This window comes from Streptomyces sp. WAC00040 (assembly GCF_056835925.1).
Genome location: NZ_JAKQZE010000001.1, coordinates 3254406 through 3266095 on the forward strand (window position 1 = coordinate 3254406; position 11690 = coordinate 3266095).

6 protein-coding genes are annotated in these 11690 nt (G+C 70.6%); 2 read left to right on the plus strand and 4 right to left on the minus strand.

The window, feature by feature from the left end:
- The first annotated feature begins 136 nt into the window (after window positions 1–136).
- Both MDN94_RS15245 and MDN94_RS15250 read left to right on the plus strand, forming a co-directional pair.
- On the plus strand, window positions 137–625 hold the full coding sequence (locus MDN94_RS15245) for a hypothetical protein (RefSeq protein WP_482726338.1): 489 nt from the start codon (window positions 137–139) through the stop codon (window positions 623–625).
- 1 nt (window position 626) lies between these two features.
- Window positions 627–2876 carry a HelD family protein gene (locus MDN94_RS15250; protein WP_482726339.1) on the plus strand — a complete coding sequence of 750 codons (2250 nt, stop codon included), beginning with the start codon at window positions 627–629 and terminating at the stop codon, window positions 2874–2876.
- Window positions 2877–2982: 106 nt separating this feature from the next.
- On the opposite strand, the gene glgB is transcribed toward MDN94_RS15250, so the two are convergent.
- The 4 genes from glgB to MDN94_RS15270 form a co-directional block, all read right to left on the minus strand.
- Window positions 2983–6027 (minus strand): 1,4-alpha-glucan branching enzyme, encoded by a 3045-nt coding sequence (gene glgB, locus MDN94_RS15255; RefSeq protein ID WP_482726340.1) that lies wholly within the window; start codon window positions 6025–6027, stop codon window positions 2983–2985.
- A 51-nt stretch (window positions 6028–6078) separates the two neighbouring features.
- Window positions 6079–7455: a maltokinase N-terminal cap-like domain-containing protein gene (locus MDN94_RS15260; protein ID WP_482726341.1), complete on the minus strand. Its 1377-nt coding sequence runs from the start codon at window positions 7453–7455 to the stop codon at window positions 6079–6081.
- Between the two features lie 177 nt (window positions 7456–7632).
- Window positions 7633–9369, minus strand: a complete 1737-nt coding sequence (treS, locus tag MDN94_RS15265; RefSeq protein ID WP_441266093.1) for a maltose alpha-D-glucosyltransferase — start codon at window positions 9367–9369, stop codon at window positions 7633–7635.
- Complete coding sequence (locus tag MDN94_RS15270) at window positions 9366–11363, minus strand: alpha-1,4-glucan--maltose-1-phosphate maltosyltransferase (RefSeq protein ID WP_482726342.1); 1998 nt, start codon at window positions 11361–11363, stop codon at window positions 9366–9368. The genes treS and MDN94_RS15270 overlap by 4 nt, the downstream gene beginning before the upstream one ends.
- Between the last annotated feature and the right edge of the window lie 327 nt (window positions 11364–11690).

An 11690-nucleotide genomic window follows, 5' to 3' on the forward strand; every position in this document is an offset into this window, starting at 1 on the left:
GTCACCCGCCGGGTGCTCGCGGCGAAGACGGTCGTCGTCGGAGCCCTCACGTTGGTGACCGGTCTTCTCGGTGTGGGCGTCGTGATCCCGGCCCGGCACGGCGGTCCTGAAAGGGAACGGGATCTCCGTCGTCGGGGTGTCCGCGTTCACCGGTGTGCGCGTGGCCGTCGGTACGGCCGCCGCGCTCGCCCTCGCCGCGGTGCTCACGCTCGCGCTCGGTGCCCTGCTGAGGCGCGCCCGGCCCGCGATGCTCGTCGCCGTTCCGGCGTTCGCGGTCCCGTACGTCCTGACCTCCCTCCCGTTGCCGGCCGACGGCCTCTCGCAATGGCTGTTGCGGGTCACTCCGGCCGCCGGCTTCGCCGTCCGGCAGACCCTCGTCGAACATCCGCAGGTCGTCGCCCACTACGCGCCCTCCACCGGGTACTTCCCGCTTCCGTGGTGGGCCGGGACCGCTGTGCTGGGTGCGTACACACGGCGGAGCGCGACCGCTCTGCCGACGGCAACAAAAAACCCGGCCGAATTGACGGCCGGGGTATTTTTCTGGGTATATTTATTGTTTCCGTCGGGGAGATTTATCTCCGGACGGAGAAATTCAATAAACGTATCTTACCGCGTCAGGAGCTGAATTGTCAACCGAGGAATTGCGGCGGGAACAGCAATTCGTCTCTCTCGTGCACGAGCGGCTCGACCAGCTCCGTGACGAGGCCGAAGCCGCTCTCGACGCCACGATCGCGCAGGTCGGGACGGGCAGGCAGGAGCGGGTCGAGCGGGACATCGGCGTCGTCGAGCATTCGGCGTCGCTGGCGGCCCTGAATGCAGCCGACACCGGTCTGGTATTCGGCCGCATCGACCGGCGCGACGGTGTCACCCATCACATCGGGCGCACCGGAATCCGCCGTGACGACGCGGAACGCACTCCTCTGCTGATCGACTGGCGGGCCCCCGTCGCGCGCCCCTTCTATCTCGCCACCGGTCATGAGCCGATGGGGCTGCGCCGCCGGCGGCACATCACCACGCAGGGGCGGACGGTCACCGCACTGCACGACGAGATCATGGACCTCGCCGACACCACCCGTACCGGCTACGAGTCCCACGATGCCGACGAGGTGCTGCTCGCCGCGCTGGGCAGCGCCCGCACCGGGCGGATGGGCGACATCGTGTCGACCATTCAGGCCGAGCAGGACCGGATCATCCGGGCCCCGCAGCGCGGTGTCCTCGTCGTGGAGGGTGGGCCGGGGACGGGCAAGACCGCGGTCGCCCTCCACAGGGCCGCCTATCTGCTGTACGCGCACAGGGAGCAGCTCTCCAAGCGCGCGGTGCTGATCGTCGGACCGAATCCGGCCTTCCTCGGCTACATCGGGGAGGTGCTGCCCTCGCTCGGCGAGACCGGTGTACTGCTGTCGACGGTCGGTGAGCTCTTCCCCGGTGTGCACGCCACCGGCACCGACAGTCCCGCCGCCGCGGCGGTCAAGGGCCGCGCGGACATGGCGGACGTGCTGGCGGAGGCGGTACGCGACCGGCAGAGGGTGCCCGACAAGGAGGAGCCGCTCGTCGTGCCGCACGACGACGGCGACCTCGTCATCGACTGGGGCATGGCCGTCGAGGCACGGCACAAGGCCCGCGAGACCGGTCTGCCGCACAATCTCGCCCGCCCCCACTTCGTGTTCCGGATCATCGACGACCTGACGGCCCAGCTCGCGGACCGCATCGGCGAAGACCCGTACGGAGGCCCCAACTTCCTCGGCCCCGACGACATCGCGCAGCTCGGCAAGGCCATCGCCGCCAGCTCCGACGTCCACGCCGCGATCGCCACGCTGTGGCCGCCGCTCACGCCCCAGGAGTTCCTGGCGGACTTCCTCGCGGAGCCGGCCCATCTGCCGGCGGAGGAGGTCGCACTCCTCAGGCGGGAGACGGGCCCGTGGACCCCGGCCGACGTGCCGTTGCTCGACGAGGCCGCCGAACTCCTCGGCGAGGACGACTCGGCGGCCCTGGCCCGTGCCGAGGCCGAGCGCGCGCGGCAGATCGCCTATGCGCAGGGCGTGCTCGAAGTCTCCTACGCCTCACGGACGTACGAGTTCGAGGACAAGGACGACGAGGACTCGGAGGTCCTCGCCGCGCACGACATCATCGACGCCGAGCGGATGGCCGAACGCCAGGAGGAGGCGGACCACCGCAGCGCCGCGGAACGGGCCGCCGCCGACCGTACCTGGGCTTTCGGGCACATCATCGTCGACGAGGCGCAGGAGCTCTCGCAGATGGCGTGGCGGCTGCTGATGCGCCGTTGCCCGACCAGGTCCATGACGCTGGTCGGCGACCCCGCGCAGACCGGCGACGCGGCCGGCTGCGCGTCGTGGCAGGAGATCCTCGAGCCGTACGTCGGCGACCGCTTCGAGCACACCCGGCTGGGCGTCAACTACCGCACACCTGCCGAGATCATGGCCCTCGCCGCCGAGGTGCGGCGCAGCAAGGACCCGGCGTTCGAACCGCCGCGTTCGGTGCGCTCGACCGGGGTCGAACCATGGGAGGTGACCGTGGACCCGGCGGAGCTCGCCGCCACCGTCGCCGCCAGGGTGGCCGACGCCCCGCGCGAGGGCCGGATCGCGGTGATCGCCGCCACCGCTTTGCACACCGCGATCGCGGACGCTGTTTCGGACGTGTCCGCCACGGGCGAGCCCGATCTGACGCGGCCCGTGGTCCTGCTCGACCCGAGGGCCGCCAAGGGCCTGGAGTTCGACACCGTGATCGTGGCGGAGCCGGACCTGATCCTGTCCGCTTCCGCGCAGGGTGTGAACGACCTCTATGTGGCGTACACCAGGGCGACGCAGCGCCTGGGAGTGGTGCGCACGAGCGGCCGGGCCGGAACCGGAGCGGCCTGAGCCGCCGCTGACGTCGCCGGCGAGCGGGAGCGGCCGTCAGGAACGCGCGAAGGCCGCGGTCACCTTCGCGGTGACCGCGGCCGTCGCCGTGCGGTTCCGGCCGGACTCAGGCCGGCCGGAACCAGACCGTCGCCAGCGGCGGCAGGGTCGGCGCGATCGACGAACGGCGGCCGTGGGACTCCACCTGCTCCGCCTTCATCGGGTCCGCGTTGAGGACTCCGGAGCCGCCGAAGCGCTCCTCGTCGGTGTTGAGGACCTCCGCCCAGGCGGTGACCGTCTCCGGGACGCCCAGCCGGTAGCCGTGCCGCACCACCGGCGAGAAGTTGCTCACCGCCAGCAGCGGCGAGCCGTGCTTGTCGAAGCGCAGGAAGGCGAACACGTTGTCCTCCCACGCCCCGCCGTCCACCCATGCGAAGCCCTCCGGCGCGGTGTCCCGCTGCCACAGCGCGGGAGCCTTGCCGTACACGGTGTTCAGCTCGCGCACGAGGTCCCGCACACCGCGGTGGTCCGGTTCCGCCGAGTAGGACGGGTCGAGCAGCCACCAGTCGGGGCCGTGGCCCTCGGACCACTCGGCGCCCTGGGCGAACTCCTGCCCCATGAAAAGGAGCTGCTTACCGGGGTGGGCCCACATGAAGCCCAGATAGGCACGGTGGTTGGCCCGCTGCTGCCACCAGTCGCCGGGCATCTTGCTGACCAGCGCCCGCTTGCCGTGCACGACCTCGTCGTGCGAGATCGGCAGGACGTAGTTCTCGCTGTAGGCGTACACCATCGAGAACGTCATCTCGTTGTGGTGGAACTTGCGGTGCACCGGTTCGTGCTCGACGTAGCCCAGCGAGTCGTGCATCCAGCCCATGTTCCACTTCAGGCCGAAGCCGAGACCGCCGAATCCGTCGTCGCCCACGTGGTGGGTGGCCCGGGTGACGCCGTTCCAGGCGGTGGACTCCTCCGCGACGGTGACCACACCGGGGCAGCGGCGGTACACGGTCGCGTTCATCTCCTGGAGGAAGGCGACGGCGTCCAGGTTCTCCCTGCCGCCGTGCACGTTCGGCGACCATTCGCCGTCCTCGCGGGAGTAGTCGAGGTAGAGCATCGAGGCGACCGCGTCGACCCGCAGGCCGTCGATGTGGAACTCCTCGCACCAGTACGTCGCGTTGGCCACCAGGAAGTTGCGGACCTCCTTGCGCCCGTAGTCGAACTCGAGGGTGCCCCAGTCGGGGTGCGCCGCCCGCGCCGGGTCGCTGTGCTCGTACAAGGGGCGTCCGTCGAACTCGGCCAGCGCCCAGTCGTCCCTGGGGAAGTGGGCGGGCACCCAGTCCACCAGCACGCCGATGCCCGCCCGGTGCAGGCTGTCCACCAGGTGCCGGAAGTCGTCCGGGGTGCCCATGCGTGAGGTCGGCGCGTAGAAGCCGGTGACCTGGTAGCCCCAGGAGCCGCCGAAGGGATGCTCGGCGACCGGCATGAACTCCACATGCGTGAAGCCGAGGTCCTTCACGTACTCCGGGAGCTGCACCGCGAGCTGGCGGTAGGTCAGCCCGGGCCGCCAGGACGGAAGGTGCACCTCGTAGACCGACAGCGGCGCCTCGTGGACGGGCACCTCGCCGCGGCGCGTCATCCACTCCTGGTCGCCCCACTCGTGGTGCGACTCGGTCACGATCGACGCGTTGGCGGGCGGCACCTCCGTGCGCCTGGCCATCGGGTCGGCCCGCTGCGTGAACGAGCCGTCCGGGCGCATGATCTCGAACTTGTAGAGCGCGCCCTCGCCGATGCCGGGCAGGAACAGCTCCCACACGCCGGTCGCGCCGAGCGACCGCATGGGGAAGCCGGAACCGTCCCAGAAGTTGAAGTCGCCGACCACACGTACGCCTCGCGCGTTCGGCGCCCAGACGGTGAACCGGGTTCCGGTGACGCCCTGGTGCGTCATCGGATGCGCGCCCAGGGCCCGCCACAGCTCCTCGTGCCTGCCCTCGCCGATCAGATGCAGGTCGAGCTCGCCGAGGGCGGGAAGGAAGCGGTACGGGTCCTCGACCTCGAAGCCGTCCTCGTGGCCTTCGTAGGTGACGAGCAGACGGTAGTCGGGGGTCGTCCGCAGCGGGAGGACGCCGGAGAAGAGGCCGTCGCCGTCGTTGTTCAGCTCGGTGCGCAGGCCCTTGGCGAGGACGGTCACGGACAGGGCGTGCGGACGCAGCACCCGCAGTTCGACGCCGCTGCGCACCGAGTGGGCGCCGAGCAGGGCGTGCGGGTCGTGGTGGCCGCCGCTCAGCAGCCGGCCCCGGTCGTCGTCGCCGAGCGGCTTCGCCGCACGGACGCCGCGTCCGTCGCGCGGCCGGGGAGCGCCGGCCGGCTTGGTACGGGGCGCCTTGCCGGGGCCGGATGCGGACCCGTCGCGATCGGCTGACGCGGCGCCGGGTCCGTCCTGACCGTCCCGTTCGCCGGAACCGGTGGTGGTTCCGGCTGCCGTCCCCGCCGTGCCGCCGCCCGCCGCAGCCCCGGTGGCGGTCCCGGCCGATGCCGAGGTCACCGCGGGAGCATCGGAGGCGGGAACGTCCGTGCCCGGCCCGCCGGCCGGGGTGCTCTTCGGGGGGGTGGCCCCCGCCCTGGCACGGGCCGCCCCCGCCGGTGCGGTCCCAGCTCCCGCCGCCTTGGCGGCGCCCGCCCGGGCGCGCGCCGCCCGTGCGGGCCGGGCCGCGCTCCCGCCCGAGCCGGCCGGCTGGGCTACGGCCGGGTCCGCCTCGGCGGTGGCAGTCACGGACCCGGGCGCCGCGTCCGGGTCCGCCGCCGCGGCGGCGTCCGCGCGCGCGGCCTTCCTCACGCCGGAGCGAGCCGGGCGCGCCCCGGCGCCCGTCGGCACGGAACCGGTGCCGGCCGTCCCCGCCGGCTCGTTCCCGGCGGGCGCGGAGCCCTTTGGTGCGGGGGAGTCGGCTCCGACCGGCTGCGCGGTCCCGGTCACGGACGGCTCGTCAGCGGCGGGCGGCGTGACGGCGCCGGTCGCGGAACCAGGGGCGCGGCCGGAGCCGGACCTCGTCCTCTCCGTGCCGCGCACCGCGCCCGGCTCGGCCGGCCCGGCGGGTCCGGTCTCTGCGCTGTGCGTCTCGGTCGGCTGGTGCGGGACTTCCGGTCCCGAGGGCTTGCGGGACGACGGTCGGGCGGTCACGGATTCGGCCTCCTAGGGCGGCGGATGCGTCGGTGGGAGAAGCGGTGCAGGTCAGTCGAGTGCGGCGAGGCGTTCGATCGCGGCCATCGGCACGGGCAGCCAGTCCGGCCGGTGTCTGGCCTCGTAGACGACTTCGTAGACGGCCTTGTCGGTCTCGTAGGCGCGGAGCAGTTCGGGCTCATGGCGGGGGTCGTCGCCGCCGGCTTCGGCGTAGCCGTCGCAGTACGCCGCGCGGCACCGCTCCGCCCACGCCGGGTTCCAGGGGCGGTGCGTACGGGCCGCGTAGTCGAAGGAGCGGAGCATGCCCGCAACATCGCGCACGGCGGGCTGCGGACGGCACCGTTCGGTGAGCGGCCTGGCCGGTTCGCCCTCGAAGTCGATGACGGACCAGGGGGTGTCCTTCGGGCCTCGCAGTATCTGGCCGAGATGCAGGTCCCCGTGCACCCGTTGGGCCGCCCAGGTGCGCCCGCGGCTGCCGAGCGTGGCCACCGCGTCGAAGGCCGCACGCAGCCGCGGCACGTACGGCACCAGCGCGGGCACCGACTGCGCGGCCGTCTCCAGCCGCCGGACCATCGCCGCCGCCAGCCGCTCGGTCTGCGGGCCGCCGAGCTTCACCGTCGGCAGGGTGTCGGCGAGCGCCGTGTGCACCTCGGCGGTCACCCGGCCCAGCTCATGGGCCTCGCCCTGGAAGGAGCGGTCGGCGGCCAGTGCCTCCAGCGCGAGTACCCAGCCGTCGCGGGAGCCCGGCAGGAACGGCTGGAGGACGCCGAGGGTGAAAGGTTCCGGCGTGCTGGTCCCGTACCAGGCGACCGGTGCGGGCACCCGTCCGCACCCTGCCCGCGCGAGGGCGAGCGGCAGTTCGAGGTCGGGGTTGGGCCCCGGGTGGATGCGGCGGAAGAGCTTGAGGATGTACGCGTCGCCGTAAACGAGCGAGGAGTTGGACTGTTCGGCGTCCAGCGGCCGTGCGGGCAGCCGGGCCGGCAGAGCGGGCGCGCCGTCGAACCGCTCGAAACGCAGCGGCCCGAGCAGGCCCGGTGTGCGCAGCCGTTCCAGCAGGAGCGCGGCGAGCCGCGGGTCGCGGGTCCCCTCGTACACGGTCCGCCCGTCGAGCGGTCCGTCGGTGAGATGGCCGATCAACGCGGGTGCCATCGGCGGCGGCAGGGTCTCGCGCACGCCGATGAGCAGTTGGTAGCAGTCGGCGGACGACCGCACGGGCACGTCCCGTTGCGTGACCCGCACGAGCAGGTGCAGCAGCCCGGGGCCGGGCCCGTTCAGGGGGAGCAGCTCCGTCGCGCAGACGAGTGAGAAGCCTCCGACCTCGTACCCCTTGCCCGCGAACCAGCGCTGTTCGGGCAGCCATTGGCGCAGCAGTGGGGCGAGCGAGGGAAGCAGACCGAGCGGAGTCCGGGTGGATGCAGCCTCCGACATGGGCATCGCGTCCTTTCCCCGGGTACACCACGAATGCGCAAAGTGTCCCGGATTGCAGCTGTGGCTGTCCGGCGGCGCGCGGGGGTGAGGGGGGAGTGCCCGAAGCGGGGCGGTGGAAACCGCCCCGCCGGAGTAGGGGGCGCCTTTCGGACCGGTTCTGTCCCCCTCGCGGACACGTCAGGCTGTGGCGGCTGCGCTCTTCGCGTCCTTGCGGAGGCGGAACCAGTAGAAGCCGTGGCCTGCCAGGGTCAGCAGGTACGGCCACTGGCCGATGGGCGGGAACCGCACCCCGCCGATGAGTTCCACCGGATGGCGTCCACTGAAGGTCCGCAGATCGAGCTCTGTCGGCTGCGCGAACCGCGAGAAGTTGTGGACGCACAGGACCAGGTCGTCTCCCCCTTCTTCCTTGGAGGGTGCCTCCCTCAAGAAGGCGAGCACGGCCGGGTTGGAGGAGGGGAGTTCCGTATACGAACCGAGCCCGAAGGCCGGATTCTGCTTACGGATCTCGATCATCCGCCGGGTCCAGTGCAGCAGCGAGGAGGGCGACGACATCGACGCCTCGACGTTGGTGACCTGGTAGCCGTAGACCGGGTCCATGATGGTCGGCAGGTAGAGCCGTCCGGGGTCGCAGGACGAGAAGCCCGCGTTGCGGTCCGGGGTCCACTGCATCGGGGTGCGCACGGCGTCCCGGTCGCCGAGCCAGATGTTGTCGCCCATCCCGATCTCGTCCCCGTAGTAGAGGATCGGTGAGCCGGGCAGCGACAGCAGCAGCGCGGTGAACAGCTCGATCTGGTTGCGGTCGTTGTCGAGCAGGGGCGCGAGCCGACGGCGGATGCCGATGTTGGCCCGCATCCGCGGGTCCTTGGCGTACTCGGCGTACATGTAGTCGCGCTCTTCGTCCGTGACCATCTCGAGCGTGAGCTCGTCGTGGTTGCGCAGGAAGATGCCCCACTGGCAGTTCTTCGGGATGGCCGGCGTCTTGGCGAGGATTTCCGAGACCGGGTAGCGGGACTCGCGCCGTACCGCCATGAAGATCCGCGGCATCACGGGGAAGTGGAACGCCATGTGGCACTCGTCGCCGCCGGCCGTGTAGTCACCGAAGTAGTCGACGACGTCCTCCGGCCACTGGTTGGCCTCCGCCAGCAGCACCGTGTCCGGGTAGTGAGCGTCGATCTCCTTGCGCACCCGCTTGAGGAAGGAGTGGGTGCGCGGCAGGTTCTCGCAGTTGGTGCCTTCCTCCTGGTAGAGGTAGGGCACCGCGTCCAGCCGGAACCCGTCGATGCCGAGGTCGAGCCAGAATCGCAGCGCGGAGATGATCTCCTCCTGCACAGCCGGGTTCTCGTAGTTGAGGTCCGGCTGGTGGGAGAAGAACCGGTGCCAGTAGTACTGCTTGCGCACCGGGTCGAAGGTCCAGTTCGACGACTCGGTGTCGACGAAGATGATCCGCGCGTCCTGGTACTGCTTGTCGTCGTCGGCCCAGACGTAGTAGTCGCCGTACGGGCCGTCCGGGTCGCTGCGCGACTGGAGGAACCACGGGTGCTGGTCGCTGGTGTGGTTCATGACGAAGTCGATGATGACGCGCATGCCGCGCTGGTGGGCCGCGTCGACGAACTCCACGAAGTCGGCCAGGTCACCGAACTCGGGAAGCACGGAGGTGTAGTCGGCGACGTCGTAACCGCCGTCCCGCAAGGGGGATTTGAAGAACGGCGGCAGCCACAGGCAGTCCACGCCCAGCCACTGCAGATAGTCCAGTTTGGCGGTGATCCCCTTGAGGTCTCCGACGCCGTCGCCGTTGCTGTCCTGGAAGGAGCGGACCAGGACCTCGTAGAAGACGGCCCGCTTGAACCAGTCGGGGTCGCGGTCGCGTGCGGGGGTGTCCTCGAACGTGTCGTGGACGGGCTCATTCACGATCATGATGTGGGTGACCCTCCGGTCTGCTGGGACGGTCGCAGGGTGAGGATGTGCGCGGGCGCGGTACCCTGCTCGAGGCGCACATAGTTCGCCCTGCCCCAGTGATAGGTCTCGCCGGTGAGCTCGTCGCGCACCGGTACGGTCTCGTCCCCTTCGAGACCGAGTTGCGGCATGTCCAACGAGACCGTGGCCTCCTGGGTGTGGTGGGGGTCGAGGTTCGCCACGACCAGGACCACATCGGAACCGGACCGCTTCGAGTAGGCGATCATCCGGTCGTTGTCGATGTGGTGGAAGTGGATGTCACGCAGTTGCTGGAGCGCCGGGTGGCGCCGCCTGATCCGGTTGAGAGTGGTGATCAGCGGTGAGATCGTGCGGCCCTCACGCTCGGCCGTCTCCCAGTCCCGCGGGCGCAGTTGGTACTTCTCCGAATGCCGGTACTCCTCGCTGCCGACCTTGAGCGGGACGTTCTCGCAGAGCTCGTAGCCCGCGTACAGGCCCCAGGACGGCGACATCGTCGCGGCCAGCACGGCCCGCACCTCGTAGGCTGGCCGGCCGCCCTCCTGAAGGTAGGCGTGCAGGATGTCGGGGGTGTTCACGAAGAAGTTCGGGCGCATGAAGGCCGCCGAGTCACCGGCCAGTTCGGTGACGTACTCGGTGAGCTCGTGCTTGGTGTTGCGCCAGGTGAAGTACGTGTACGACTGCTGGAAGCCGATCGCGCCCAGGGTGCGCATCATCGCCGGCCTGGTGAACGCCTCCGCCAAGAAGATGACGTCCGGGTCCTTGCCGTTGATCTCTCCGATCACCTTCTCCCAGAAGACGACCGGCTTGGTGTGCGGGTTGTCGACACGGAAGATCCGCACCCCGTGGTCCATCCAGAAGCGCAGTACCCGGACCGTCTCGCGGACCAGGCCCTTCATGTCCGTGTCGAACGCGATGGGGTAGATGTCCTGGTACTTCTTCGGCGGGTTCTCCGCGTACGCGATGGAGCCGTCGGCCCGGTGGTGGAACCACTCGGGATGCTCCTTGACCCAGGGGTGGTCGGGGGAGCACTGGAGGGCGAAGTCGAGTGCGACCTCCATGCGCAGCGAACGGGCGGCCGTCACGAAGTGGTCGAAGTCGGCGAGCGTGCCGAGCTCCGGGTGGATCGCGTCGTGCCCGCCGAACGCGGAGCCGATCGCCCAGGGCACGCCGACGTCGTGGGGGCCGGCGGTCAGTGAGTTGTCGGGGCCCTTGCGGTGGGTGGTCCCGATGGGGTGGATCGGCGGCAGGTACACCACGTCGAAGCCCATCGCGGCGACAGCGGGCAGCCTTTCGGCGGCGGTGCGGAAGGTGCCGGAGACGGGCGGCTCGCCCTCTTCGACCACCGCGCCCTCCGAACGCGGGAACAGCTCGTACCAGGAGCCGTAGAGCGCCCGCCGGCGTTCGACCTGGAGCGGCAGCGGCGGTGAGGAGCTGACGAGCTCGCGCAGTGGGTGGCGGGAGAGGGCGGCCTCCGCGTCGGGCGCGAACGCGGCGGCAAGCCGGGCCGCCGCGGGCCTGGACGTGTCGCGCAGCGCGTCGGCGGCGGCGAGCACGGCCTCCCTGCCGTCCTTCTTGGGGACGCCGGCCGCGGCTCGTTCGTACAGTTCCGCTCCTTCGGCCAGGACCAGTTCGGTGTCGATCCCGGCAGGGATCTTGATGCCGGCGTGGTGGCGCCATGTGGCGACGGGATCGCTCCAGGCCTCGACGGTGTACGTCCAGTGGCCTTCCGTGGAGGGGGTGACCTCCGCTCCCCACCGGTCGGTGCCGGGGGCGAGTTCCCGCATGGGGGTGAAGGGACCGGAGCGGCCCTTCGGGTCGTGCAGCACGACGTTGGCGGCGACTGCGTCATGGCCCTCGCGGAAGACCGTGGCGGTGACCTGGAAGGTCTCACCCGCCACGGCCTTCGCGGGCCTTCTGCCGCAGTCGACGAGTGGGCGGACGTCCAGGACGGGGATGCGACCGATGAGCGAGTTCACAACATCACCTGAGGGCTGTGCGGGCAGGTCGGATCGAGCGGGATGTCTCGTTTGTGCGGAGTGGGTCTCATTTGACTGAGTTTCATTTGTATCTGTTGAAACGGTGACTGGCGGGCTGCGGGCATGTCCGCTCCTGTCCGCGTTCACTCGGGTGGACGGTAGGAAGGCCGTTCGAGGGTGCTCGCCTGCGTACCGGGTGAGCCTTCCCATGCGCTTCGGGTGGGCAATCCGGTGATGTGTTAACTACTAGGACGTACGGGGTCGCACAAGACACACGAAAAGAGACCGGCCCGTCATGCATGGGGAACCGGACTTTTCTGACGGCCG

Coding starts and splice junctions, on each gene's coding strand:
- treS (WP_441266093.1), bottom strand. CDS start 9,369: ATGATCGTGAATGAGCCCGTCCACGACACGTTCGAGGACACCCCCGCA.
- MDN94_RS15260 (WP_482726341.1), bottom strand. CDS start 7,455: ATGTCGGAGGCTGCATCCACCCGGACTCCGCTCGGTCTGCTTCCCTCG.